This window comes from Dehalobacter sp. TBBPA1 (genome assembly GCF_040931655.1).
GTDB lineage: Bacteria > Bacillota > Desulfitobacteriia > Desulfitobacteriales > Syntrophobotulaceae > Dehalobacter > Dehalobacter restrictus.
The window spans coordinates 622795-649277 of the sequence record NZ_CP162385.1 but is presented as its reverse complement, the minus strand read 5'-3'; the positions used below and the strand labels follow the sequence as shown (position 1 = coordinate 649277).

Below are 26483 nucleotides of genomic sequence, written 5' to 3'. Positions count from 1 at the left end.
CTGTTAAAACTGAACCGGGAGATTTCTTATTTATTGTTAAATAATTAACAGCATTGTTAAATATATTTATAACTTTGCTAGCAATGTCTATTATTTTGCATTGTTATTCTGTTATTTTGTCAAATAAATAACTATTCTTGATTTACATTTTGCCCCATATTACACTGAAGCAAGCACAGGTAAACTTTCCTGCAGAAAGGTTACAGAAAGGCAGTGTGATCAAATGACGGCAATCAAAGAAGTTGTCAACCGGTTTGGGAAAAAAGAAGCCTTGTTGCTTCAAGTAATTTTAGCCGTTCAGGATGCCGACCCTCAGAATCATCTGAGTGAAGAAGCCGTAAATGAAATTTCCCGGGAAATGAATATCTCCCGAAGCAGAGTTTATTCTACGGCATCTTTCTATAGTGAGATCTCCCTGAAACCACGGGGCATACACATTATCCGGATATGTACGAACGCGCCCTGTGAAAATGCCAACAAAGCTTCCATCCTCGCTGCAATTAAACAGGAACTCGGTATTAAGATCGGACAGACAACAGCAGACGGGTTTTTTTCTCTGGAAAGCGTCAATTGCCTTGGTGCCTGCTATATGTCTCCGGCCATCAAAATTGATGATGCGGTCTATGGTGACCTGACTCCGGAAGCTGCGGTCGCCATTATCCGTAATTTAAGAAAGGAATATCAGGATGAACAAAATGCTTGATGACGATCAGATTTTTAATATTTCTCCGGGCAGGCATGTCGACTTGGACCATCATTGTCAAAACGGTGGATATTCCGCGTTAGCCAAAGCCCTGGCCCAGGGTCCTGAAACTTCCCTGAAAGAAATATCGAATGCCGGACTGCGCGGCAGGGGCGGAGCTGCTTTCCCTACTGCTGAAAAAATAAAAATGCTTCGAGCCAACACGGAAAAACTGCGTTATATCATTTGCAATGCCGACGAAGGTGAACCAGGCACCTTTAAGGACCGGTTCATTATGACCCATATCCCTTTCCAACTGTTGGAAGGCATCACCATCGCGGCGTTTATGGCCGGAGCTTCCGAAGGCTATATCTACGTGCGGCACGAGTATCCTGAAGCACAGAAAATCCTGCGCGAAAGCATCGAAGAAGCCGAGCGCCGCGGGTTCCTTGGAGACAATATTCTTGGCAGCGGTTTCAGCTTGTCTTTAAAACTATTTTCCGGTGCCGGAAGCTATCTTTGCGGTGAGGAAACCGCGTTAATTTCCTCCATCGAGGGCAAAAAAGGCCGTCCGCGTCTGAAACCCCCTTACCCGACCCAAGCCGGTCTCTGGCAAAAACCCACGTTGATCAACAATGTTGAAACGCTTGCCAATATCCCCAAAATCATTGAAAAAAGTGCATCTTGGTACCGTTCTTTTGGTACACCGGACAGTCCCGGAACCAAGTTGATTTCGCTTTCCGGCGATGTCCAAAACCGTGGTTTATTTGAAGTACCATTCGGAATGACCTTCGCTCAAATTATCAACGAATATGGCGGCGGAGCAAAGACCGGGAAAGCCATAAAAGCGGTAAACATTGGCGGCGCTTCCGGCGTTCTGATACCGCCGGAAATGCTTTTTACCCCGCTGGAATATCTGGCCTGTGCCAAAACCGGGATTACGATCGGATCAGGGGCTATCTTTGTTTTGGACGACACCCGTTCGATCTTGTCAAACGTTCAAAACCGTCTGCGCTTCTTTCTGCATGAAAGCTGCGGCAAATGCACGCCCTGCCGGGAAGGTCTGCGTCAGGCCAATCTGATCCTTGACAGGCTGCTCGCCGGAGAAGCCGTGCGTCAGGATGTTAGCACGCTGGAGCGTTATACCCGGGCGATTCAGGAAGCTTCCTTCTGCGGTCTCGGCCAAGCAGCCGGCAACAGCCTTCGTTCCTCCCTGGCCTATTACCGGGATGAATATCTTGCTTCCTGCCGTGATAACAAACCATCATTCATTGAGGAGGAGACCGCCTGATGCAAACTATCAATATTACGCTAAACGGTAAGGTAACGGCAGTTGCACCTGAAATCACTATTTTAGAGGCAGCCAGACAACAGGGCATTGATCTTCCAACCCTTTGCCACCATCCTGATCAGCGCGTCAAGGCAAATTGCCGGATTTGTGTGGTCGAGGTAGAAGGCATAAAAAACCTCGTGCCTTCCTGTTCCACCAAGGTAACAGCCGGAATGAACATCACGACGAATTCTCCGAGAGTCAGAGAAACCGTACGAACGATTCTGGAATTAATTTTTGCTGATCATCCGCAGGAGTGTCTGACCTGTATCCGCAACGGCAACTGTGAGCTCAGACAAATCGCCGCCAAATTCGGAGTCAGGGATATCCAAGGAGAAAAAAGAAAACACAGTTTCTCTCAGGATTTCTCAACCCCTTCACTGGTCAGAAATCCGGATAAGTGCATCAAATGCGGCCGATGCGCGGAAGCCTGCCACTATATTCAGAACGTTGGAATCCTCTATAGTCATAACCGCAGTACGGAAATCAGCATTTCACCGGAATACGGCAAACAGCTGGCTGATGTCGCCTGTGTGCAGTGCGGACAGTGTGCTTTGGTTTGTCCGGTAGGTGCAATTCATGAAAGGGATGATACCGACCGCGTCTGGGAAGCTCTCGCCGATCGCCAAAAACATGTCGTCGTTCAGGTCGCCCCGGCCGTCCGGGTGTCACTGGCTGAGGAATTTGGATTCCCATCAGGCGAAATCGCGACAGGGAAACTTGTTTCTGCTTTGCGCAGTTTGGGATTTGACCGGGTTTTCGATACGGACTTCTCAGCAGATCTTACCATCATGGAAGAAGGCCATGAATTACTGGACCGGATAGCAAACGGCGGCGTCCTGCCGATGATTACTTCTTGCAGTCCTGGCTGGATCAGCTATCTGGAACATTATTATCCGGAATTAATTCCTCATCTCTCAACCTGCAAGTCCCCGCAACAAATGTTCGGTTCCGTGGCAAAAACGTACTATGCACAAGTCAGCGGCCTTGATCCCAAAGACATTATCGTTGTTTCCGTTATGCCCTGCACTGCCAAAAAATATGAAGCTGAGCGTCCGGAAATGTGTGCAAGTGGCAATCAGGATGTTGATATTGTCCTCACGACCCGTGAACTCAGCAGAATGCTGCAGCATGAAGGTATTGATTTTCAAATTCTGCCTGAAGCTGAATTTGATTCGCCCCTCGGCATATCAACAGGTGCAGCCGCTATTTTCGGAGCAACCGGCGGAGTTATGGAAGCAGCCCTGCGTACCGTGTACGAAGTTGTTACAGGTAGAACCCTGACTGACTTAAACTTTACAGCCGTGCGCGGAATGGCCGGCGTAAAAGAAGCTTCGGTTGATCTTGCCGGAACGGAAGTAAAAGCGGGGATTGCTCACGGACTTGCCAACGCCAAAAAAATTCTGGAAATGATCAAGGCAGGCCAGGCTGATTATACATTCATCGAGGTCATGTGCTGTCCCGGAGGATGTATCGGCGGAGGAGGCCAGCCTTACGGCACGACCAATGAGATCAGAGCCAGCCGGATTCAAGCCCTGTACCAGGTCGATGAAAACATGCCGCTACGCAAGTCGCATGAAAATCCGGCAGTACAGGAACTCTATCAGGACTTTCTGCTTGAGCCCCTCGGAGAATTATCCCACAAGCTTTTGCACACCCAATATTGTAACCGCAGTTAGCGCAGTGATGCCAAAGCAAAAGCAACTCGTCCATGAACACCCTTTTCTGGAATATACCTTCCCCTTGAACACTCCTTCCAATGGACACTCTTTATCTAAATATACCTTCTCTGAACACTCCTCACCTAAATGACCTAGTCCAATATAATGTGAAGGAACCGTGGATGTTATTAAATACCTGCGGTTCCTTTGCATTATGTTGACTAATCTTCCACCCAAATACAGTTCAAAATCATCAAATGCTTTGGACAATTAATATCTTTTACGGTGTAAATTTGTAGGTATCCCCATACTCTGACGGTACTTGTTAACAGTTCTCCGGGAGATCCTCATCCCTTTGTTCACAAGCATCATCATAATATCCTGGTCGCTCAGTGGTTGGTTCGGGTCTTCTTTATTAATGATATCCTGGATCAAGTGTTTGACACTTTTGGAACTTATTTTGTCGCAGTCATAAGAACCCACACCGGAGTTAAAGAAATACTTCAAAGCAAACAGTCCGCGCGGCGTCTGAACGTATTTGTTGCAGGTGACCCGGCTTACCGTAGATTCATGGATGCCGACTAGGTCCGCAACCTGACTCATGGTCAAGGGCTTCAGGTATTCAATGCCATTGTCAAAAAATTCTCTTTGAATATCAACAATGCTTTGCACAACTTTGTAAATGTTCAGTCTTCTTTGTTCAATTCCGCGGATGAGCCCCAAAGCGGAATCAAACTTTTCTTCAAGATATTTTCTTACATCATCAGATAATGCATTTGAATTACGGAGAATATCCACATATGTCTTATTGATTCTCAAATAGTTAAAATCAAAGTCGTTTACAATAACCATATAATCGTTCTGGTCTCTCATAATCGTAACATCAGGCCAGATAAAAGAATTTCTTTCAGCGCCAAACTGCAGTCCGGGTTTAGGATCAAGCGTCCTGATAAGATCATAGACTTCTTGGACCTGCTTCGTAGACACGGAGAGGGCATCGGCTATTTTCATTATTTTTTTGTCGGCAAGCTCCTGGAAGTAGTTTTGAATAACCTGTTCCGCAAGCTCACTGTCCTTGCCGTTTGCTCTCATTTGCAGAAGCAGGCATTCCTGAAGATTTTGGGCACCTACGCCGGTAGGATAGAAAGTATGAATGACCTTTAGGACCTCTTCCACTCTCTCAACGGCAACATTCAATTTTTGGCTGACATATTCCAGTTCTGTTGTAAAATAGCCGTTCCGGTCAATACTTCCTATCAGAAAGTTTCCAATGATAATATCCGCAGGATTTTTGATCTCTAAATTCAATTGTAATTCAAGCTGCTCATATAAACTTGGCCGATCAGACAGATATTGTTCGTATCCGGTGTTATTTTCATTCTTCTCATTCCAGATATGACCCATATTGCTGTCGCTGCTGAAATGTTCAATCAGGTCGTCCATATTAACCCGGATTGCAGTTTTGCTGACAACCTCATTGTTTTCAGCCACGGGTTCATCTTCGTCCAGAAAAGGATTCTCTTCTATTTTTTTTGTGATATACTCGCTTAGTTCCAGAGTCGACATCTGCAATACAGAAATTGCCTGACGCAGTTCAGTGGTCATGAACAATCTCTGTTGCTGTTCAAGAAATATATCTTGGCGTATCTGCCTCATATTTTCCTTCCACCTTCTGAATCAAACTAAAATACTATACAGATTCCCGGACAGACGGCATTTTCATATTCTTTTCACATTAAAAACCAGGATTTACTCGGATAGATACATCAACTTGACCCTTACGGCAAGATTCATGCCAAACGATATCTACGTTCAAGTATACAACTTATTTAAAATACTTTCTATTAGTGTTTTTTAATTTTTTTTATGTAAATTATTCTTCATTTTCCAGCCAATTTTTTACAGATTCGTTCCAAGGATTATTTATTTCGATTATTTATTTCCTGTTACTTCTTCCACTAAAGTCTTGAAAAATAGCTCCATAAATCTGACCCTTTTTCTGGCGATTGCTTTCGCTTCTTCCGTATACAGCCTATCCGGTATTTTTCTTAATTTAAGTTCAAATTCCAGGTTGGTCGTATGTTTGGAAGCATCTTTAATCCTGCCGTTCTCACCGATATTTTCCTTCAGATATTCTTCGACAGAAACCTCATGATATAGCCTTTCCCCGTGCTGGCCAGCAAGCATGAAAGAGCGGGCAATCCCAGTTGCTCCAATGATATCAAGTTTGTCGGCATCAAAGAGGATTTTGGCTTCGATGCTCTCCGGCTGATGTCCTGTTCTGAACCGGTGCGCTAAAATACAGTGTGTGATCTCCTGTCTCAAATTCGGATCATAATTTAGGTCTTGAAGGATCTTCTCAGCCATTTCCGCACCCAATACGGCATGGTCGATCTCTCCGGAATTATCTTCATCCTCTTTGGCTCTGGCAATATCATGAAGCAGGACAGCCGGAATCAATACTTCCGTATCGACATCATCCCGCTGCCCGGCCAGAATCAAACAAAGATGATAGACCCGCATAACATGATCCAGATCGTGGGCCGCATAAGACAGCTCTTTCTCTACAATATCCTGCAGAACCTGATACCGTTTTTCCATCGATATATTCTATGCCTCCCTGTCCCAATAAAGCATTGTATTCGCCCGCGGCGCATTCAAAATCGAAAAAAATACTGCCAAGAATCAGTTGGTATATCTACTCTATTTCGAGCAGCTCAAAACCTGTCGTAGAATCAATTTTTCTAGAGCCCTCACTTGTATTCAGTTCAATCATGACAACCTCGCCGATTTGCCAGATATCGACCCCTTCACGTACACAGCCTGCTACTGTTTTTCCCTCTCTGCCAAAAGCGGCGTGCATATGCAAGACCGGTTTCCCTTGTTCGTTTCTGAACAAAGTTCCGACTCCCAGTGTTTCGCTGGTGCCTTGAAGCTCTGTCACCATCTTGCGGGGTTTAAGGGCCTGTCCGTCTTCAGGTCCTACGACGACCTTACTGCCCTTGTCCGCCCCTCCCAAAAAATGAACCAGTGCGGAATTGATCTGGTGTTTTTCGGCAAAATCCTGAATAATGGCTGGGATTTTTTCTCCTTGTTCCAATCTCAGAATGAATATTCTCCCCAGTGTCGCTTCTAAATATTTCAATGCTGTCCCCTTCTTTCTATGGCCTGTAATCATTCCGGGTTGCCAATGACTTGCAATAAACGCTTTTAAATAAAGGCGTAAAAATCTTCATATCATTATAACATAGAGAAATGCCAGTCTTCAGAAGCGTTTCTTTTATAACCGATTAGAAAACAGTTTGTTTGACTTAATCACTTAAGTGCCTTATAATTTAGTTAAGTAGTTAGTTAATTAAAAATACCCGGAGGATATATGGAGCAAATTGTGCAGGTATTCAAAGCGCTCTCTGACGAAACAAGACTGCAGATCTTGCTTATCTTGTCCAGAAGAAGCATCTGTGCTAAAGGAATTGCAAGACATCTTCAAATTTCCGAAGCAGCCGTGTCCCAACATATTAAAATTTTAAAGGAAGCCGGCCTTCTGATTGGCGAGAAAACAGGCTACTTCGTACAATACAATTTGCAGCAATCTGTTTTTAAAGATCTGATCGGATTCATTGAGCAGATATCAGGCACCCACACCTCGGGTCACTATAAAGATGTTTTCAGCGTCCCATTCAATTGTCAATATGCTTGCAAGGCCCAGCGTGAAAAGTGCTGTGAGCGTTCAAGCAATGAATAAACCGAGAAAAGGAGCTTAAACATGAAAATTTGTATCCCTGTAAAAGAAGACAAAGGACTTGAGAGTATCCCCTATGATCATTTTGGCTCAGCCCCATTTTTTCTGATCTACGACCTGGATAAAGAAGAGATGAAAGTCATCGACAACGGAGACTCTCATCATGAGCACGGGATGTGCCAGCCTTTGAAGGCATTGGGTGGAGAACAGGTGGACGCGATTCTGGTTGGCGGAATCGGTGCAGGTGCCCTAATGAAACTCAATGCGCAAGGGGTGCGTGCTTTTCGGGTTGATAATGCCACCGTTTCGGGTAACATCCAGCTCTTCCTGGATAACCAGCTTCCGGAATTCTCTGCCATGAACAGCTGCAGCCATCACGGATGCCACTAACCTTGATAGATATTTTCTAGCCCTAAGGGGGAAAAACAACCCCGAAGGGCTACTTTTTTATCTTGTCAGCCATCAATTCTATTTAAAGAAACATACCGCTTTTTGTTTCCCGACATCAGCAATAATCTCCAGGGCTTTATGCATTCCTTTATTAACATCATATACTTTAATGATTTCTCCAAGGGAGGCACTCAGTGGTAGCAGCTCAGGAAGCAAATTTGGAAAGTGGTTTAATAGTTTTGTCTGAAGGACTCCTCCCCTGCCTTCCGGAAAAAGCGCCACATAAAAGATATCACTTTCAATGAGATCCTGAAAGAAATGGGTTCCGTAAGATATCTCCGGGGTGAACCCGCCCTCTTTAACTGCAATTTCACCAAGGACAGTGATATTATTAATTTCGGAAAAATAAACAGGCACGCCGAGCGAAGGCGTACTGGTACCCCATCGTCCAGGGCCGAGCAACAGCACGGTCATGTTTTCTTTCTCAATCTGGCTGTTCAATTTGCCGATACATCTGGCTACCCTGTATTTTTCGAGGTCACTTAGCCTGCTGTAGGTTTCAGGCTCGACATAAATGATTCGCTGAATACCATAATGGATATTCCCGCCCATGAAAGTATTATGGCTTTGAAAGAATGTTTTTTGGAAATCAATATGTTTCGGGAACACCACCTTACTTTTGAGACCTTTTGCGGGCAGCGGCCTGCACTGCAGAAGATTGATCTGATAATGATTCAAATCTTTAAAATTAACGGTAAATTCAATGTCCACCGGATATGCGTAGAATTTTTCCAGGCATTTAAGCATTTTTTGAATGACCCCGACAAAAGTGGAATCGGACAGAAATTGATCAAAATTAATAATCCAGGCCTGCCGGTCTTGCTGGCCTATTTCTTTCATCATTTTTTCTGCAGTATAGTCTCTCTGCGCGAAATAATGCAGTTTGGGATCGTCAATTTCGTTTAAAAGATCGTTAAACGCGATACCAATCATGCTGTTTTTGGTTACCATCAGCGCATCAATGTTTCTTTGGGCATATTGCCTGTAATCATCAAAATCCGTTAAAGGTGATGATAAAGGTTCATCAATCGCTATAATTCTGGCATAGTCACCCGCCGTACGGTTTACAGCCCGAGTGCCTAGACCTACAACTACCCGCAGCATGCCCGCTTTCGGAGACATTTTCTCATCCCAGACATAGATATTGTTTGAGTAGCCAACCCCAGCAAGGTCGGGGAAAAAATATTCCTTACGATAAGAACCCGATACGCGTTGAACAAGCAAAGCCATCTGCTCATCCTGATCGGCTATTCCTCGTTTCAAACGGTACATCAGCGCGTCGTCGCTCATCGTGCTGGCAAAGACTTGTTTCACAGCGTTTTCAAATTCAAGATAGCGATGTTCGAGCGTACCTTGGTTCGTACAGAAAACACTTTCATATTTTCCAGCAAAAGAGTTGCCAAATCCATCTTCCAAAAGGCTGCTGGAGCGGACAATGATCGGTGATTGTCCAAAGTACTCCAGGACCCGCAAAAAATGGTTTTTGACATTCTCCGGAAAAACACCGCTGAGTATTTTGCTTTTAATGACTCTGGCCAGAGAAAAATATTTTTCAGGTTTTCTCTGCTCCATTCTAAGTTTCCAGAGACCATTTTTAACAAGATAAGTGTAAAAGACATCAGAACCAATGTAGAACGAATCATGGGGTTCCAGAATTTTTTTATAATCAAAATTTTCATCTTCAAGCAAAATTTTTCTGGCCAGAAGCATTCCGACCGCTTTGCCGCCGATAAATCCCGATCCAATTAAACTTGACTTGATCTGAAGCAAATCTTCCAGAGTAAAGACCTTCGTCAGCAACTCAAGGAATCTTTCATCGCGACTTAAAACCATCCGGCAGAGCTTTTCTACCAGGTTTTTTTCCTCAGCAGACGGCATACGGCTGTATTTTACCTTTTCATAGGTGTCTGACGCTTTCAAAAACATCCGGTCCCAATAATCCAAATGCCTTCGCGGAGCATCAAATACATTCAGAGACATATCTGCAAACAGCTTTGATGCATCGCTGCTGCTTGTTAACGGAATAAAATCCTGCGCCTGTTTGATATGCGGCAGAAACATCGTCGGTGAATACCTGTCGATCACCTTGACCGGATGGATATAGGTCTGTCCCCTGACATTATAGATATTCATCAATACCTGGGTCGTTTCCCGAATCGCGGAAATCGTCTCATACGAATTCATATTTTTATAAATTGCAAAGAAAGCCACTGTTTTCAGTTCATATAAATACGGACAGGTGATCTGAAAAAAGTTGCCGATCATAAGATCCGTTGCCCAGGTGTACAAAAGATCGGACAGACAATCAAAAACGTAAAAAGCCTCTTCTCCCTCAGCTGCAATAATCTGGTGGACCTGCGTGGAAAAAGCTTCAAAACCGTGTTCGGCGTCAATATGATACACTTTAACATTTTCATTGTCGTCAATAATTGGAGAATGACGCGCAAACCGCATATAAATCACTGTTCTGCCCTCGTCCAGACTCGTTCTGACAAAAGGCAGCACAAAGGATTCATAATCTGCGATATTGTCAACCTGCAGAACAACATTATCGCCAATCCTGAGATGGTCGATGATCTCATCGAGCCCCGGCAGGCCGGATCTTATTTTCTTACGCTGATCCATTACACATCATTCCTTACGCCAATTTAGCTATCATTTTATCCTTAAAGTTACTAATTGCTGACACCCAAATCTATATGTGCAAGCAGCCAATAACCGATACGCAAAAACCAAGCAATGAATCCTGGCATCTTCCATTACTTGGCTTTACTATGCGGTATGATAAAGCATAACGGTGGATGCCGTGTAATATCATGTTATCACATCCGCCATGAGCATTGCACTCTGTTTATCATAACAATTGGCTAGATAATTATACTTTTTCCCATCAAATATTTGTCCACTTCTCTAGCGGCCAGCTTTCCTTCCTGGAAAGCCCAGACAACCAGACTCTGACCTCTGCGCATGTCGCCAGCAGCAAAAACTCTGTCAACATTCGTCTCAAAAAACGCATATTCCGCTTTGACATTGCTGCGAGCATCCCGCTCCAGCTTAAGCTCTGTGGGGATATTATCTTCAGGCCCTAAAAAGCCCATGGCCAGCAGGATCAGGTCCGCTTCCCATACCTTTTCACTTCCGGGAGTCACCTGTGGAACCATTCTGCCGGCAGCATCTTTGACCCAGGTAAGGTTGACTGTGTGAACTTCCTTGACCTCACCGTTCTCATTGCCCACAATCTTTGTGGTGGAAATGCAATAATTCCTCGGATCCTTGCCATAAAGACAGATTGCTTCTTCCTGTCCATAATCCACTTTCAATTTTTTCGGCCATTCCGGCCAGGGGTTCGCAGCCTCAATACGATGGGCAGGCGGCTCAGGCAAAATTTCAAACTGAAAAACACTTTTGCAGCCATGCCGGATTGCCGTGGCCACACAGTCCGTCCCGGTATCCCCGCCGCCAATGATGATGACATTCTTACCCTTGGCACTAATAAAACTCTCATCCTTTAAGTTGGAATTCAATAGGCTTTTGGTGGTCGCTTTTAGGAAGTCTACGGCATAATAAACCCCTTTCAGATCTTTGCCTTCCACATCCAGCCCCCGGGGCTTGGTAGCTCCTGTGCACAGTACAACGGCATCATAGTTGTCTACGAGCTCTTGGGCCTTCATATATTTGCCGACTTCGGTATTCAGAACAAATTCTATCCCAGATGCCTTCAGTACATCAAGCCGTCTTTCAATAAATCGTTTATCAAGCTTCATGTTGGGGATCCCGTACATCAAAAGTCCCCCAGCCCGGTCATCCCGCTCATACACCGTGACCTCATGGCCGACGGCATTCAGATAATAGGCTGCAGACAGTCCGGACGGACCCGAACCGACAACAGCGACTTTCTTGCCGGTGGCTTTGGCCTTCTTAGGATTTACCCATCCTTCGGCAAACGCTTTCTCGATAATCTCATATTCAATGCTGTTAATAGTCACAGCGTCCATGATATAGCCTTCGGTACAAGCCCCTTCACAAGGTGCAGGGCAAACCCTTGAGGTGAATTCCGGGAACGGCGTCGTTCTGGTCAGCCGCTTGTATGCTTCCCGCCACTGTCCCTTATAGACGAGCTCATTCCATTCTGGAATCAAATTGTGCAGCGGGCAACCTGAAGCGGCGCCGTTCAAGAGCACACCGCCGTGGCAGAAAGGTACACCGCAGTCCATGCAGCGTGCGCCCTGCGTTCGGACAATTTCAGGATCCTGAGGAATCTTGACTTCATTGTAGTCTTTGATCCGCTCTTCAGGCTTTCTTTTCTTCGGATCGATTCTGTTATACTCTAAAAATCCTGTTGCTTTTCCCATGATCAGACCTTCCCTTCAAAGGCAGCCGTCAGGGCTTCTTCACCGCTTAAGCCAGCCTTGTGAGCTCTATCGATATTTTCCATCATCTTTTTATAATCTTTGGGTATGATCTTCGTAAATCTTGGCGCGTAAATCGCCCAATCATCCAGTACTTTCCGGCCGAGGGGGCTTCCCGTGTGCGCTACATGTTTACGGATCATTTCCCTGATTTCTTTCAGTTCCTTTTCCGAAGTAATTTTTTCCATAAGAATCAGGGACTTGTTGCAGTATATTTCCTCAAAATCAAGGATATAGGCAACACCGCCGGACATACCCGCAGCAAAGTTCCGTCCTGTCTTACCCAGGATCACAACTTTTCCTCCGGTCATATATTCACAGCCATGGTCGCCGACACCTTCAACAACCGCATTGACGCCGCTGTTTCGGACACAGAATCTTTCGCCGGCGATTCCGTTGATATAGGCTTCACCCGAAGTTGCGCCGTAGAAGGCGACATTGCCGATCAGGATATTTTTCGCTGGTTCAAAATCCGAAGTTTTTGGCGGATAGACCATAATTTTACCACCCGAAAGGCCTTTGCCGATATAGTCATTAGCATCACCCTCAAGTTCCAAGGACATGCCCTTGGGTGCGAATGCACCAAAGCTTTGACCGGCAGAACCTACAAAGGTCAGCTTAATGGTATCCTCAGGAAGCCCCTCTTCCCCGAAACGCTTGGTTATTTCACTGCCGACAATGGTTCCAACCACACGGTCCACATTGTTGATCTTCAGTTTGGCCCGGATTGATTTTTTGTGTTCCAGGGCCGGCTTGCACATTCTTAAAAGCTTGCGCATATCCAAGGATTCTTCCAGTCCATGGTTTTGCTGCTGTGACTTAAATCTGCCGACATCTGCACCGGCGTAGGGTTGATACAGAACCTGGGAAAGATCTACCTGGGCTGCTTTCCAATTCTTAATATTTTCTTTGTGTTTGAGCCTGTCTGTACGTCCAACCATTTCATTAATGGTCCTGAAGCCAAGTTTCGCCATGATCTCCCGCATTTCCTGTGCAATAAACAACATGAAATTCTCAACATGCTCAGGTTTGCCGGCAAAATTCTTGCGGAGTTCTTCATTCTGGGTTGCAATACCTACCGGACAGGTGTTCAGGTTGCAGACGCGCATCATCACACAGCCCATGGAAATGAGTGGGGTAGTGGCAAATCCATATTCCTCAGCGCCTAGGAGCGCAGCGATGACAACATCTCTGCCTGACAGAAGCTTACCGTCTGTTTCCAGGACGACCCTGTCCCTCAAGCGGTTAAGCACAAGGGTCTGATGGGTTTCGGCAAGACCCAATTCCCACGGCAATCCTGTATTCTTAATGCTTGTTCGCGGTGAAGCACCTGTACCGCCATCATAGCCACTGATCAGAATAACATCGGCCTTTCCCTTGGCTACACCGGCCGCAATCGTACCGACACCCACTTCAGAAACAAGCTTAACATTGATTCGAGCATCACGGTTGGCATTTTTTAGGTCATGGATCAGTTCCGCCAAATCTTCGATCGAATAGATATCATGGTGCGGCGGAGGTGAGATTAGTTCGACTCCTGGTGTCGAGTGTCTGACTTTGGCAATCGCCGGAAAAACCTTCCGGCCTGGAAGCTGCCCACCTTCTCCAGGCTTGGCTCCTTGTGCCATTTTGATCTGTATTTCTGAGGCATTTACCAAGAAGCTGCTGGTAACACCGAAGCGACCTGAAGCAACCTGCTTGATGGCACTGATCAGACTGTCGCCATTAGGCAACTTTTTGAATCTTTCAGGATCCTCGCCGCCTTCACCACTGTTACTTTTGCCGCCCAAACGGTTCATGGCAATCGCCATACATTCGTGAGCTTCCTTGCTGATTGAGCCATAGGACATCGCCCCGGTCTTAAATCTTTTGACGATGGACTCAACCGGTTCGACTTCTTCGATTGGAATCGTATCTCCGGCGCTTATTTTGAAATCCAGCAGCTGCCTAAGTGTATAGATCTCCTCGTCATTAATTTTTCTGGAGTAATCTTTAAAAAGATTGTAATTGCCTTCCCTGCAGGCGCGCTGAAGCAGGTAGATTGTTTCCGGGTTGTAGAGATGAATCTCCCCGCTATCTTTACATTGGTAGAAACCGCCGATTTCCAGTGTATCTGTGTAAAGTGCATTCTCATCAAAAGCGCTTTCATGCCGCATTTGATTTTCCATTGTAATTTCTTCAAGACCGATTCCTTCCAAGCGGGATGGCGTCTGCGTAAAGTAGCGGTCAATCAGATCTCTTTTCAGGCCGACAGCTTCAAATATCTGGGCACCATGGTAGCTGCGCATCGTCGAAATACCCATTTTCGTAAGCACCTTTAAGATGCCTTTGATCGAGGCTTTAATATAGTTCTTTTTGGCCTCCTGATAACTTAGGCCATTCGTCATTCCTTTGGCCGCCAGGTCTCTGATCGTTTCGTAAGCAATATAGGGGTTGATCGCGGTAACACCGTACCCGATCAAGGCACAAAAATGGTGTACCTCCCTGGCTTCTCCGGTCTCCAGAACAATACCCACACTTGTCCGGATTTCACGGCGTATCAAATGGTGATGCAGCCCTGAAGATGCCAGAAGAGCGGGGATAGCAGCAAATTCTTTATTAACGCCCCTATCCGAAAGAACAAGAATATTTGCGCCATCAGCAATTGCTTTATCTGCTTCCCGGGATATTTTTTCTAAAGCTCTTTCCATTGCTCTAAGGCCGCCAGTCGCCTTGTAAAGAATGGAAATCCTGGCTGTCTTGAACTTCCCGTTATTTAATTTCATAATGGTATCCAACTGAGTATTGGTGAGGATAGGTGACTCCAGATATACTGCGGAACTATGCGTCCGGTCAGGATCCAAAAGGTTTCCCGCATTCCCCAGGAGCATTGTGCCGGAGGTAATGATTTCCTCACGAATGCCATCAATCGGGGGATTCGTCACTTGGGCAAAAAGCTGCTTGAAATAATGGTACAGCATTTGAGGTTTGTCTGAAAGTACTGCCAGCGGTGAATCCATGCCCATCGATCCGACAGGGTCAAGGCCATCAATCGCCATCGGCAGAATCATTTTATGGATATCCTCATGAGTATAGCCAAATGCTTTCTGCTGGGAGATGATATCTTCCAGCATCGGTGCTTCCAATTCGTCGTCAGCAGGGAGATCACTTAAATAGACAATATGCTTCTTATTCCACTCTTCATACGGATGCATCAGGGAAACACTCTTTTTGATTTCCTCATCAGAAATGATCCTTTGTGCTTCCGTATCGATCAGGAGCATTTTACCCGGTTCTAGACGGCCTTTATACTTGACATTTTCAGGTTTGATGTCGAGAACTCCCACCTCTGAGGCGAGGATGACTTTATCATCTTTGGTGACATAATAACGTGATGGTCTGAGTCCGTTCCTGTCCAGTACGCCACCGATAACTGTTCCGTCCGTAAAGCCCATGGCAGCCGGTCCGTCCCAGGGCTCCATGATAAAATTATTAAACTCATAAAAGTCCTTTTTTTCTTTGGACATCAGATCATTCTTTTCCCATGGCTCAGGAATCATCATCATGACAGCATGGGGAAGTGATCTGCCGGTAAGATGGATAAACTCAAGACTGTTGTCAAACATAGCCGAATCGCTGCCTGACTCGTCAACAATCGGATATACCTTGGAAATATCATCAAACAACGGTGAATCAATGCATTTTTGCCTGGCCTTCATCCAGTTCACGTTTCCTCTGATGGTATTGATTTCCCCATTATGGACAATATACCGGTTCGGGTGCGCCCGCTCCCAGCTTGGAAAGGTATTCGTGCTGAACCTGGAATGAACCATGGCCAGCGCTGAAACAAAATCAAGGTCGGAAAGATCCAGATAAAAATTCCTGAGCTGTTCGGCTGTAAGCATACCTTTATACACAATGGTTTTGCTGGAAAGGCTGGCAACATAGAAGGAGCCTCCCTTGTCTTCACACATTGGGATGATCAGTTTTTCTGCTCTTTTTCGAATGACATAGAGCTTTCTTTCAAAATCCATATCATCGGTCAGATCAGGGCTTCTTCCGATAAAAACCTGTATAAACCGGGGCATAACAGCTTTGGCACTATGGCCAACCGTCGATTTGTCAATCGGGACTTCCCGCCACCCAAGAATCTTCTGTCCTTCCTCACGAACAATCTTTTCAAAAGAATCCATCTGGGTAACCCGAAAATCTTCATATTTGTGCGCAAAAATCATCCCTACACCATATTTGCCCTTTTCCGGCAAATTAAAGCCGAGAACATCACATTCCCGTTTAAAGAAGTCATGGGGTATTTGCACCAGAATACCAGCGCCGTCACCCGTATTCTCATCCGCACCACTGGCGCCTCTGTGGTTTAAGTTTTCCAGAACGGTTAAAGCTTCCTCGACAATGTCGTGCGATTTTTCACCTTTGATATTCACGACAAATCCCATACCGCAGGCATCATGCTCAAAGGCTGGATCGTAAAGACCCTGTTTTTCTGGCAATTGATTGTATTTCATATTACACACCCTTTGTTGGAGTTTACATCTATAGTTTCTTTACGATTTTACCAAAAATCCATCAACAACATAACTGTTTTAACTAAAAAATATTGTATTCATTTTAATTATCTTTGTATTTTTTAGTTTTTTGTATAATTTTAATGCCAATGTTTAAATATTTAAATTTAATATTATAAATTCATTATTTTGCATCACTAATATCTTATAATGAATACAGTATATTGTTTGTTTTGTTATGTTCAAACGCAAATTAATATTGTAGAATACGGTTATTGATAAAAAAACATTATTTTTTCTGGAGGGTAAAAAATATGTCTTATGTCCAACAAGTCATGGAACAGGCTATCAAAAGAAGTCCGAACGAGCCCGAGTTCCACCAGGCACTCAAGGAAGTGCTGGAATCTTTGGAACCGGTAATTGCCAAACATCCCGAATATGAAAAAGCTGGTATCCTCGAGCGGCTCGTCGAGCCCGAACGCGTGATCATGTTCAGAGTTCCCTGGGTCGATGACAAAGGAAATGTTCAGGTTAACCGTGGTTTCCGTGTTCAATTCAACAGCGCTATCGGTCCTTACAAAGGCGGCCTGCGTTTACACCCGTCTGTTAACCTTGGCATCATCAAATTTCTAGGTTTTGAGCAGATCTTCAAAAACTCCCTGACCGGACTTCCGATCGGCGGCGGCAAGGGTGGCAGCGACTTCGATCCCAAAGGCAAATCCGATAACGAAATCATGAAATTCTGCCAGAGCTTCATGACCGAACTTTGCAAACATATTGGTGCAGACACTGATGTTCCTGCCGGTGATATCGGTGTTGGCGGCAGAGAAATCGGTTACATGTTCGGCCAGTATAAGAGAGTCAGAAATCTCTTTGAAGGCGTACTTACTGGAAAAGGCCTGACTTATGGGGGAAGCTTAGTTCGTACCGAAGCAACCGGCTATGGTCTGGTTTATCTGATGGACGAAGCAATTAAAGACATCGGCAAATCCTTTAAAGGTGCTACCGTTGTTATCTCCGGTTCAGGCAACGTTTCGATTTATGCAGCCGAAAAAGCCATGCAGCTGGGTGCCAATGTTGTTGCCCTGAGCGATTCCAACGGCTACATCTACGACAAAAACGGTATTGACCTAAAGACCGTTAAGCAGCTCAAAGAAATTGAAAGAAGAAGAATCAAAGATTATCTGGAATTCCACCCGAAAGCCGAATACAAAGAAGGCTTCGAAGGCATCTGGACCATTCCTTGCGATATCGCTCTTCCCTGCGCTACGCAGAACGAATTGAACGAAGAATCCGCCAAGGCTCTGGTTGCCAATAAATGCTTTGCTGTCGGTGAAGGTGCGAATATGCCTTCTACTCCGGAAGCAGTCAAAGTATTCCATGCCAATAAAATCATCTTTGCTCCTGGTAAAGCTGCCAATGCCGGCGGTGTTGCAACCTCCGCTCTGGAAATGTCCCAGAATAGCATGCGTTACTCCTGGACTTTCGAAGAAGTTGACGCCAAACTTAAAGACATCATGGTCAACATCTATCGCAATGCCAGCTCAGCTGCAAAAGAATACGGCTGTGAAGGCAACCTGGTCGTCGGTGCTAACATTGCAGGCTTCCTGAAAGTTGCTAACACCATGCTGGCTCACGGCGTAATCTAAGCCGGAGCTGCCTAACCGATTTGTGATATCCATAATATAGTCTTGATACTATTGAAATTAAAAAGACCTCTTGGGGACTGAGATGTTCAAAACAACTCGCACCCAAGAGGTCTTTTTAATCTTAAATTTTTTTTAAAAACAGTCTATAATTTAGTCCACAAATGTAAGTTTTCTATCTCCCAGAATAAAAAAACATACAGACTTGCTCAAATAACTATTTGCTCTCAACCATCACCCTCGGCACTCTCTTGGAAATACCGCACAGGATCTCATAGCTAATCGTTCCGCATTGTTCAGCAATCTGATCCGCGGAAATAAACAGGTCACCGTTTCTGCCGAGCAGAACGGCTTCATCCCCTTCTTGGATCTCTTCAATTTCTGTTACATCAACCATGATCTGATCCATGCATATTTTGCCGATGATCCTGGCTTTCTTTCCCTTCAGCAAGACCTCACCGCTGTTGGACAGAGAACGGCGCAGACCATCACCGTAACCAATCGGCAGCGTTGCGACTTTTGTGAGCCTGTCGGCAATAAACGTCCTTCCATAGCCAACACTCTCGCCCTTTTCGATGGTCTTCAGCTGGGAAATGCGGGTCTTTAAAGACATGACCTGTTCAAATCCAGCTTCCTGTCCGGCGTGATCCATCGGTAAAAGTCCGTACAAAATGATTCCTGGACGGCATAGTTCGTAATGACTTTCGGGAATTTGCATGATTGCAGCAGAGTTTGCGGCATGACGGATCGGAATTTTTATTTCTGCAGCACATAACTTTTCATATAAGTCATCAAAGATCTTCAGCTGCTGCTTCGCATAAGACAAATCAGTGCTGTCGGCCGTGGCCAGATGGGTATAAATCCCCTCCAGATAAAGGCCTGGAAGCTTTGCGATTTTCCGAATATCTTCGAGTGCATTTTCGCGGAACCCTGTCCTACCCATTCCCGTATCCACTTTGATATGAAGTCTCGCTGTTTTATTCAGCTTCAACGCTGCCGCTGAAAGGGCTTCAGCTTGTTCAATCTGAAATATTTCAGGAATGATCTCTTCTTTGACCAGTATTTCTGAATACTTCGACAATGTAGGTCCAATAACCATAAGGGCAATGTCCGGGAATTCCCTTCTGAGCTCCAAAGCTTCTTCCAGGATAGCAACCCCGAATCTGGTAATCCCTTCTTCCTTAAGAGTCCGAACAACCTCCACTGCACCGTGTCCGTAGGCATCTGCCTTGACTATGGGCATTATTTCACTGCCGGCGTACTGCTGTATCCTTTTTAAATTGCGTCTTAAAGCCCCCAAATCAACTTCTGCCCAAACCGGACGAAAAATATTCATTCTAAAAATCTCCTAACTGCTCTATCTCTTTTCTGACCCTTGGGAGGCAATCAGCTACCTCCGAAGCTGTGAAACCTGATAAACCAAACTGATCTTTTAAAACATCTCCGGCCTTACCGTGAAGATAAACCCCCATGCAAGCTGCACCTAACGGAGGGACACCCTGGGCAATCCAGGACATAATACTTCCGGTCAGCACATCCCCTGTGCCGCCTGTGCCAAGTCCTGCATTACCCGTCGGATTCAAAAAAACTCTGCCGTCCGGCGAAGCAACGACCGAACCTGCGCCTTTCAGGACAACAATGGTACCCCATTCCAGGGCTTTGGCCAGCGCTATCTTTAAGCGGTTCTCCTGAACCTCGTCAATTGAACAGCCGCATATGCGAGCCATTTCCCCAGGATGAGGCGTCAGAATAAGATTACCTCTGCCTTTCCTTAAGCTGAGTACATCCGGTTCGCGGGAAATCAGATTCAACGCGTCTGCATCCAGAACTACCGGTACATCGGTCTCTATCAGTATATTTTTTATGACATTAAGAAATGACTCCGTCTGCCTGAGTCCGGGACCTACTGCACAAGCGTCAGCTCCTTGTAACCGCTCCTGAATGACCGGCCAGGCATTGACGCTTAACATTTCATAATCCTTTGCTGGCCAGACCGTAGCTTCAATGACTCCCAAATCGACCGTCTCAGCAATCGCTTCAGGGGTAACGATCTGAAGAAGCCCTGCCCCGCAGCGCAGAGCCGACTTTCCTGCCAAGATGACAGCCCCGCTCATTCCAAGCGATCCCCCAATCAGAACCGCCCGGCCATGCGTACCTTTATGGCCCAGTGTGTGCCTTGCTGGAATCAAAGGCCGGATGACTTCATCCGTCAATAGATAGGCAAAGATCTTTTCTTCACCTATCACTTTTTCGGGAATTGAAATTTGGTCAATGACCAGCCTTCCTGTATAGATTAATCCTTCTCCGAGAAAATGTCCAAGCTTTGGCAAGCCAAAGGTAACTGTCACATCTCCCTGGACTGCAATCCTATGTACTTTCCCCGTATCTGCTTCCAGACCGCTGGGAATATCGACACAAACCACCGGCAGATCGGCTTTGTTTAAGTCTTCAATGAAACCTGCCAGGGATTCCGGAATTTCTCCTTTAAAGCCTATTCCATACAACGCATCAACAGCAACCTGAGACTGCATCAGGGCAAGCTTGAATAGACGAAGCTGTTTTTCGTCTTCGACAGGAATGATCTTTTCTCCCATTTTCTGAAACAATTCATAATTCAGCTTGGCATCCCCTTGAAGCTCAGCAGGATTTGCGAAAAGAAAAACAGTCACTTCCATCCCTAATACACAGAGATGCCTGGCCACTGCCAGACCGTCACCACCATTATTGCCTTTTCCAGCAAGAATAACTGCTCTCAAACCGCGAAGCGACTTTTTTTCATCCTTCAGCAGAATAATCTTTATTTCCCTTACTACTGCCAACGCTGCATTCTCCATAAGAATTGACCCGGGGATTCCAAAATGATTGATTGCGTTGGAATCAATGCTGCGCATTTGTCCGGCACTTACAATACGCATTTTTTCTATCCTCCTCGGAAAAACTTTTCCTACTTATTTTATAATGAACACTGCCAAGTACCATGTCAACCCTAAAATGCCCGTCCGTTGCATCTATTCCAGAATAACAGATGCTATGGCCGTATCTTTACTGTGAGAGAGGCTTATTCGGACTCTCTCTGCTCCTCTCGACCGCGCTGCAGCCTGTGCCCTTTCACTCAAATATACGATTGGTTCTCCCGCTTCATTCCGCAGGATCTCAATATCATGCCAGCTTAGACCGCTGAGTCCCGTCCCCAGTGCTTTAAGTACCGCTTCTTTGCCTGCAAACCTGGCAGCCAGAGAAGATATATGTTTTTTTGATAGTTCAGCCAGCTCCCTGTCGGTAAACAGTCTGGCAACCAGTTTTGAATGTCTCCGGCAGGCCTGTTCAAATCTGGCTATTTCAACAATATCTATACCTGGATACAAATGAAGTTCCCCGTTTCTTCGTAAAATCAAATACCATTTCTGGCCCTGGTACTAGACATAGGGTCCTGAATCCAGGGTTCGGCAGAAGGCTGCTGCGGACTGGTCTGTTTGTATGGAAGCCTCATTTTTACAGTCGTCCCCTCACCTATTTTGCTTTCAATGTTTAATCCGTATTCTGAACCATATAAGCCCTTCAGGCGGGCATGGACATTGGCGAGCCCTACACCGTTGCCTGAGCCTACACCGGGCAGCAGGACATCTTTCAGCCGATCCTCTTCAATCCCCATTCCGTTATCAATGACTTCTACAAAAAGTTCGCTTTTACCATCTTCCAGCCCGAGTTCCCTGACCCGGATCGTTACAACACCATTCAGCATGATCATGGGGGTAATCCCATGTTTGACCGCATTTTCAACTAGAGGCTGAATACTCAGTCTTGGCACCTCGGCATCCATCAGTTCCTTGGGAATTTCCAGCTTAATCTTCAGCTTTTTCCCAAAGCGAGCTTTTTCCAGCACAAAATAATTATTAACAAATTCCATCTCTTCCCGAAGAGAAATGAGTGCACCTTTAGATTTTAAAGACTTACGGAAAAATTCGGCCAGATGGATCAAGAGTCTTCTGGCCCGGTTGGGGTTGGTTCGGCTGGTGGCAATAATTGTATTCAGAACATTAAAAAAGAAATGCGGATTGATCTGAGCCTGAAGAGCATCGAGTCTGGCTTCCATCGTCAGATTGGTCTGATGGTCCAGTTCAGCTACTTCCACCTGAAGGCTTAAAATCTGGCCCATGCCAAGCGCAAGCCTGATCAGGTCAGGAGAAATCTTTCCGCCCTTCGTTTCATAGAGCTTAAATGTTCCGACAACGTTTCCTTTGCAGGAAAGCGGAACAATGACTGCCGCAGCCAAAGGACAGTCACACGTGTCCGACATCGGGCAGTTTAACTCTTCCTGCGTCTGAACAACTTTATATTTTGCAGTCTGTATGACTTCTCTAGTCGCTGCCGTCAGGATCTTATCACCGGGGTGGTGCCTGTCGCAGCCTGCCCCAAGATAGGCGAGCTGTTTCTCACAATCGGTGATCGAGACCGCGGCCACCTGAGCAATCCCCTGAATGATTTTGGCAATGGCTTCGGCGTTTTGTTTATTCAGACCACCGCGCAGGTAAGGAAGTGTTTCGTTAGCGATCTTTACACTCAGGTCTGCCCTGCTTAACGTATGCAGCGGTACGGCCTTTTTCTCTAAATTTTTCATATACCAGAAGAAATATCCGGCATCAATCACCATAAAAGCGGCTAATAGAAAAGTATTCTGCAAATAAAGACCCAGAGCGATTTCAAGGGCGATGACCAGAACAAGGATTACATTCATATTTTTCATCGTCACACCTCCCTCGTATAATTATTTCAATAAGCTCCGGACTTTTTTATTGCCATTCTCCGAGCTGACTACGAGAAGAATATCTCCTTCTTCGAGCAGGAAGTCGGCTTCAGGAGAAAAATTCTCATTGCCGTTTCTGACAACCCCTACGACTGTTGCTCCAGTTTTTTCTCTGACTTTAAGCTCTCTCAGGGAACAGCCGATTGCGGATGACTCCGGCTGAATTTTAAGTTCTTCAACGTCATTCCAGCAAGAGATATATCGGTCGGCATAGGTCGAAACTTTCTGAAGCAGCACATCAATTTGCCTGTCAATTTCCTTTCTCTGCTCCATCAGGCTTTTCAACTCGTCAATAAAGGCTTGAACCTCATTTTTTTGGTCAAAAGACTTTAAAAATTTTTCGGCCTCTATCCTGGAGTTCACAATGATGCCAATACCCGGTTTTACTCTGACGACTCCTTCATTTTGCAGAATAGCAATTGCCCGACGGATCGTCTCCGGAGAAACATTGAATCTTCCTGCCAGGGTCGACCTTCCGTGGATTTTATCCCCTTCACGGAACTCGCCAAGAACGACGGCATGCGCGATCTCATTCGCAATTTCCTGATATTTGGCCTGCTCCAAGATATGATCCCTTTCTTTCTTTGCTGACTTCAGATACCTAGTACCATGTCAATCAACCCGTATCTTCTATCATGCACGCATTAAATTTTTGCCTTTTATGTAATTCTACCCTAGGGAGTTGGGGAAGACAATCTTTTCGATAAAAAAATACCATTCCCAGGCAATATTGGAATAGCGCCATACCCTCAAATTTTTTTATTATTTGACGTGATCAGACATTTTAACCCTCTTGACTGCCAACAACTTACAATGTTATGATTGGTTGGCAGTATAATCTTTAGCGTTGCTATTTTGTATGATATGGAGGTTTTTTCTGTAATTAGCATTTGAAAGGGGGGCTAAATATGGCAATTGAGCTATATAGACCGCATCGTGATTATCACTATTTTTCTATTAAACGTGCCGAAGAATTAAAGCAGCGGATCGAACCCTATCTGCAAAAAGCTAATCAGATACCTGCCGGACTGAATCTGACAGATTTATATTCTGCCCAGAAGGAAAGGATCCTCCAATACTTCGGGGCAACCCAGGAAATTTGGGATGACTGGCGTTGGCAAATGAGCCACAGGATCACGGATGTCAACACGCTGGATTCTCTTTTTCCGTTAACTGATGCTCAAAAAAATGAGATCTCAACAGTCGGACGGATATACCGCTGGGCTGTATCACCGTATTACCTTAGTTTAATGGATTTCAGCAACCCTGAAGACCCCATCCTTCTGCAGGGAATACCCAAAATAGAAGAGCTGTTTGATAAAAGCGGAGAAGAAGATCCAATGGGAGAAGCCTTAACCTCTCCCGCTCCTTGTATCACCAGACGCTATCCGGACCGCTTGATCATTAATGTTACCAACATGTGCGGCATGTACTGCCGTCACTGCCAACGCCGGCGCAATATCGGCGAAACAGACGGACACAAGGAAAAAGAAGACCTGAAAGCCGCGCTGGATTATATCCGTGAGAACCCAGAAATCCGGGATGTGCTGATCACAGGCGGGGATGCGTTTCTTTTAAGTGACCAGACCATCGAATGGCTGCTTGCTGAACTTCATAGTATTCCGCATGTTGAAATCAAACGCCTTGGAACCAGGGTCCCTGTAACCCTGCCAATGCGGATTACCAATGAACTTTTAGCCATACTTGCCAAATATCCGCCAATCTATATCAATACTCAATTTAATCATCCGAAAGAAGTAACCCTGGAAGCCAAAAAGGCTGCAGATAGGCTTGTTTCAGCCGGTGTTGTGCTTGGGAATCAGGCCGTACTGCTCAAAGGCATCAATACAGACCCCGATGTCATGAAGAAAATGAATCAGGAATTACTGAAAATCCGTGTCCGTCCCTACTATATCTTTCACGCCAAAAACGTCAAAGGCACCCGGCATTTTATTCCGTCCATTCAGGAAGGTCTAGCCGTGATGGAAGCGCTCAGAGGCTTCACCTCCGGTCTGGCCGTTCCAACCTATATTATCAATGCCCCAAAAGGAGGCGGCAAAACCCCGCTTCTCCCCCAATATCTTCTTTCCCTCGATGAACACCGGGCTGTTTTGAAGACGTGGGAAGGGAAAATTGTTTATTATGAGAATCATTACGCTGATGAAGGCTAAGTTTGATTGCATGCCTTAGTCATATAGAAGTCAGTAAAATCACTCTCTCAAGTAAAATCCCGTTAACCGCATTTACCAGGTTAACGGGATTTTGGCGTTATAATGAATTCCTTGAAAGCTTCCTCTTCGTTCCATCTCTTGGTCGATGCCGTTTAAGACCTCCCATTTACGTCGGGTCCACATTGGGGCAATGACATCTTTGAGAGGTCCGTCGCCCATGAGTCTGTGGATAATCATATCGGGAGGAAGGATCTCCAGGATATCGGCTACGAGGTCTATATATTCTTCCATGGAAAGTAGCCGAAGACCACTCTGGCTGTAGAGATCCGCAAGAGGAGTCCCTCTTAAAATATGAAGCGAATGAATCTTTATACCCTGTATCGGGATTTGACTGATCACCTGTGCTGTCCTGAACATTTCCTCCCGGCTTTCACAGGGAAGCCCCATGATGATATGGGTACATACCCGGATATTCCTTTGTCTGAGCTTATTTACACCCTCCAGAAAACAGTTGAAATCATGTCCTCTGTTCAGCCAGTCCAAAGTTTTGTTATGAACAGACTGCAAACCCAGTTCTACCCATAGATAGGTCTGCTTATTCAGGCCTTCCAGAACATCAAGGATTGCTTCGTTCAGACAGTCCGGTCTGGTCGAAACGGATAAGCCGACGACATCTTCCAGCGCCAATGCTTCCCGGTACAAATTTCCCAGATAATCTTCAGGACCATACGTCGCAGAAAACGATTGAAAATAAGCAATGTATTTCGCTTTTGGCCATTTTTTCAAAGTCCTTTCCCGAACTTGGTTAAACTGTTCGCGAATGGACAGACCTCTTTGCCCTGCAAAATCGCCGGAGCCTTTTTCACTGCAAAATATACAGCCTCCGTCACTTACCGTCCCATCCCGGTTTGGGCAGCTGAGACCTGCATCCAAAGATACTTTGATGACTTTTTCGCCAAAAAATCCGCGGAAATGTTCATTTAATGTATAATAGCGTTTATTCATGTTCAACCCCGGTTTCAACGTGCAATATCGTATCTCTTTTGCTAGGCCATGTGTTAAATAAGTCTCTGTATTATAGACTTG

At 45.4% G+C, this 26483-nt stretch carries 19 protein-coding genes; 7 read left to right on the top strand and 12 right to left on the bottom strand.

The genetic code is table 11. The features are described 5' to 3' along the window. The first annotated feature begins 223 nt into the window (after positions 1 to 223). The 3 genes from AB3489_RS03160 to AB3489_RS03150 are packed head-to-tail and all read left to right on the top strand — an operon-like array spanning position 224 to position 3691. On the top strand, positions 224 to 703 hold the full coding sequence (locus tag AB3489_RS03160; protein ID WP_025206058.1) for an NAD(P)H-dependent oxidoreductase subunit E: 480 nt from the start codon (positions 224 to 226) through the stop codon (positions 701 to 703). After that, complete coding sequence (locus AB3489_RS03155) at positions 687 to 1973, top strand: NADH-quinone oxidoreductase subunit F (RefSeq protein WP_242836951.1); 1287 nt, start codon at positions 687 to 689, stop codon at positions 1971 to 1973. Before AB3489_RS03160 ends, AB3489_RS03155 begins: the two co-directional genes overlap by 17 nt. Continuing rightward, on the top strand, positions 1973 to 3691 hold the full coding sequence (locus AB3489_RS03150; protein WP_368293916.1) for an NADH-dependent [FeFe] hydrogenase, group A6: 1719 nt from the start codon (positions 1973 to 1975) through the stop codon (positions 3689 to 3691). The genes AB3489_RS03155 and AB3489_RS03150 overlap by 1 nt, the downstream gene beginning before the upstream one ends. A gap of 252 nt (positions 3692 to 3943) precedes the next feature. Here the strand turns inward: AB3489_RS03150 and rpoN are convergent, their stop codons facing one another. The 3 genes from rpoN to AB3489_RS03135 form a co-directional block, all read right to left on the bottom strand. Continuing rightward, positions 3944 to 5329, bottom strand: coding sequence for an RNA polymerase factor sigma-54 (rpoN, locus tag AB3489_RS03145; protein ID WP_368293915.1), 1386 nt, complete (start codon positions 5327 to 5329; stop codon positions 3944 to 3946). Positions 5330 to 5605: 276 nt separating this feature from the next. Beyond that, a complete protein-coding gene (locus AB3489_RS03140; RefSeq protein WP_019225262.1) occupies positions 5606 to 6274 on the bottom strand; it encodes an HD domain-containing protein in 669 nt (222 codons plus the stop codon). A gap of 97 nt (positions 6275 to 6371) precedes the next feature. Continuing rightward, entirely contained in the window at positions 6372 to 6818 is a 447-nt protein-coding gene (locus AB3489_RS03135; protein WP_287895928.1) for a PPC domain-containing DNA-binding protein, read from the bottom strand. A 231-nt stretch (positions 6819 to 7049) separates the two neighbouring features. On the opposite strand from AB3489_RS03135, the gene AB3489_RS03130 reads away from it, so the two are divergent. Both AB3489_RS03130 and AB3489_RS03125 read left to right on the top strand, forming a co-directional pair. After that, positions 7050 to 7418 (top strand): helix-turn-helix transcriptional regulator, encoded by a 369-nt coding sequence (locus AB3489_RS03130; protein WP_019225260.1) that lies wholly within the window; start codon positions 7050 to 7052, stop codon positions 7416 to 7418. A gap of 21 nt (positions 7419 to 7439) precedes the next feature. Next, positions 7440 to 7805 (top strand): NifB/NifX family molybdenum-iron cluster-binding protein, encoded by a 366-nt coding sequence (locus AB3489_RS03125; protein ID WP_019225259.1) that lies wholly within the window; start codon positions 7440 to 7442, stop codon positions 7803 to 7805. A 78-nt stretch (positions 7806 to 7883) separates the two neighbouring features. On the opposite strand, the gene AB3489_RS03120 is transcribed toward AB3489_RS03125, so the two are convergent. The 3 genes from AB3489_RS03120 to gltB form a co-directional block, all read right to left on the bottom strand. Continuing rightward, complete coding sequence (locus AB3489_RS03120; protein WP_368293914.1) at positions 7884 to 10490, bottom strand: PEP/pyruvate-binding domain-containing protein; 2607 nt, start codon at positions 10488 to 10490, stop codon at positions 7884 to 7886. 242 nt (positions 10491 to 10732) lie between these two features. Next, positions 10733 to 12217: a glutamate synthase subunit beta gene (locus tag AB3489_RS03115; protein ID WP_287895934.1), complete on the bottom strand. Its 1485-nt coding sequence runs from the start codon at positions 12215 to 12217 to the stop codon at positions 10733 to 10735. Positions 12218 to 12219: 2 nt separating this feature from the next. Then, the gene (gene gltB, locus AB3489_RS03110) at positions 12220 to 16776 is read right to left on the bottom strand and encodes a glutamate synthase large subunit (RefSeq protein ID WP_368293913.1); all 4557 of its coding nucleotides are present in this window, start codon (positions 16774 to 16776) and stop codon (positions 12220 to 12222) included. A 314-nt stretch (positions 16777 to 17090) separates the two neighbouring features. On the opposite strand from gltB, the gene gdhA reads away from it, so the two are divergent. Beyond that, complete coding sequence (gene gdhA / locus AB3489_RS03105; RefSeq protein WP_025206067.1) at positions 17091 to 18425, top strand: NADP-specific glutamate dehydrogenase; 1335 nt, start codon at positions 17091 to 17093, stop codon at positions 18423 to 18425. Positions 18426 to 18639: 214 nt separating this feature from the next. Here the strand turns inward: gdhA and alr are convergent, their stop codons facing one another. The 5 genes from alr to AB3489_RS03080 form a co-directional block, all read right to left on the bottom strand. Then, positions 18640 to 19758: an alanine racemase gene (gene alr, locus AB3489_RS03100; protein ID WP_368293912.1), complete on the bottom strand. Its 1119-nt coding sequence runs from the start codon at positions 19756 to 19758 to the stop codon at positions 18640 to 18642. 1 nt (position 19759) lies between these two features. Next, entirely contained in the window at positions 19760 to 21337 is a 1578-nt protein-coding gene (locus AB3489_RS03095; RefSeq protein WP_368293911.1) for an NAD(P)H-hydrate dehydratase, read from the bottom strand. A gap of 93 nt (positions 21338 to 21430) precedes the next feature. Continuing rightward, a complete protein-coding gene (locus tag AB3489_RS03090; protein WP_019225252.1) occupies positions 21431 to 21787 on the bottom strand; it encodes a holo-ACP synthase in 357 nt (118 codons plus the stop codon). Between the two features lie 26 nt (positions 21788 to 21813). Next, positions 21814 to 23166 (bottom strand): sensor histidine kinase, encoded by a 1353-nt coding sequence (locus AB3489_RS03085; protein ID WP_368293910.1) that lies wholly within the window; start codon positions 23164 to 23166, stop codon positions 21814 to 21816. A 21-nt stretch (positions 23167 to 23187) separates the two neighbouring features. Continuing rightward, complete coding sequence (locus tag AB3489_RS03080; RefSeq protein WP_368293909.1) at positions 23188 to 23790, bottom strand: TrkA C-terminal domain-containing protein; 603 nt, start codon at positions 23788 to 23790, stop codon at positions 23188 to 23190. A 344-nt stretch (positions 23791 to 24134) separates the two neighbouring features. Here AB3489_RS03080 and eam point away from each other — a divergent pair, with 344 nt between their 5' ends. Continuing rightward, positions 24135 to 25397 carry a glutamate 2,3-aminomutase gene (gene eam / locus AB3489_RS03075; protein ID WP_368293908.1) on the top strand — a complete coding sequence of 421 codons (1263 nt, stop codon included), beginning with the start codon at positions 24135 to 24137 and terminating at the stop codon, positions 25395 to 25397. 72 nt (positions 25398 to 25469) lie between these two features. Here eam and AB3489_RS03070 read toward each other — a convergent pair whose 3' ends face one another. Further along, positions 25470 to 26402, bottom strand: coding sequence for a TIGR01212 family radical SAM protein (locus AB3489_RS03070; protein ID WP_158208481.1), 933 nt, complete (start codon positions 26400 to 26402; stop codon positions 25470 to 25472). Positions 26403 to 26483 lie beyond the last annotated feature (81 nt).

What these genes read in the sequence shown, in the direction of transcription:
- AB3489_RS03070 (WP_158208481.1), bottom strand. Translation starts at nt 26,402, where the DNA reads ATGAATAAACGCTATTATACATTAAATGAACATTTCCGCGGATTTTTT.
- AB3489_RS03155 (WP_242836951.1), top strand. Translation starts at nt 687, where the DNA reads ATGAACAAAATGCTTGATGACGATCAGATTTTTAATATTTCTCCGGGC.
- alr (WP_368293912.1), bottom strand. Translation starts at nt 19,758, where the DNA reads ATGAATATTTTTCGTCCGGTTTGGGCAGAAGTTGATTTGGGGGCTTTA.
- AB3489_RS03085 (WP_368293910.1), bottom strand. Translation starts at nt 23,166, where the DNA reads ATGAAAAATATGAATGTAATCCTTGTTCTGGTCATCGCCCTTGAAATC.
- AB3489_RS03120 (WP_368293914.1), bottom strand. Translation starts at nt 10,490, where the DNA reads ATGGATCAGCGTAAGAAAATAAGATCCGGCCTGCCGGGGCTCGATGAG.
- AB3489_RS03125 (WP_019225259.1), top strand. Translation starts at nt 7,440, where the DNA reads ATGAAAATTTGTATCCCTGTAAAAGAAGACAAAGGACTTGAGAGTATC.
- AB3489_RS03160 (WP_025206058.1), top strand. Translation starts at nt 224, where the DNA reads ATGACGGCAATCAAAGAAGTTGTCAACCGGTTTGGGAAAAAAGAAGCC.
- AB3489_RS03140 (WP_019225262.1), bottom strand. Translation starts at nt 6,274, where the DNA reads ATGGAAAAACGGTATCAGGTTCTGCAGGATATTGTAGAGAAAGAGCTG.
- rpoN (WP_368293915.1), bottom strand. Translation starts at nt 5,329, where the DNA reads ATGAGGCAGATACGCCAAGATATATTTCTTGAACAGCAACAGAGATTG.
- AB3489_RS03095 (WP_368293911.1), bottom strand. Translation starts at nt 21,337, where the DNA reads ATGCGTATTGTAAGTGCCGGACAAATGCGCAGCATTGATTCCAACGCA.
- gdhA (WP_025206067.1), top strand. Translation starts at nt 17,091, where the DNA reads ATGTCTTATGTCCAACAAGTCATGGAACAGGCTATCAAAAGAAGTCCG.
- eam (WP_368293908.1), top strand. Translation starts at nt 24,135, where the DNA reads ATGGCAATTGAGCTATATAGACCGCATCGTGATTATCACTATTTTTCT.
- AB3489_RS03130 (WP_019225260.1), top strand. Translation starts at nt 7,050, where the DNA reads ATGGAGCAAATTGTGCAGGTATTCAAAGCGCTCTCTGACGAAACAAGA.
- AB3489_RS03115 (WP_287895934.1), bottom strand. Translation starts at nt 12,217, where the DNA reads ATGGGAAAAGCAACAGGATTTTTAGAGTATAACAGAATCGATCCGAAG.
- gltB (WP_368293913.1), bottom strand. Translation starts at nt 16,776, where the DNA reads ATGAAATACAATCAATTGCCAGAAAAACAGGGTCTTTACGATCCAGCC.
- AB3489_RS03150 (WP_368293916.1), top strand. Translation starts at nt 1,973, where the DNA reads ATGCAAACTATCAATATTACGCTAAACGGTAAGGTAACGGCAGTTGCA.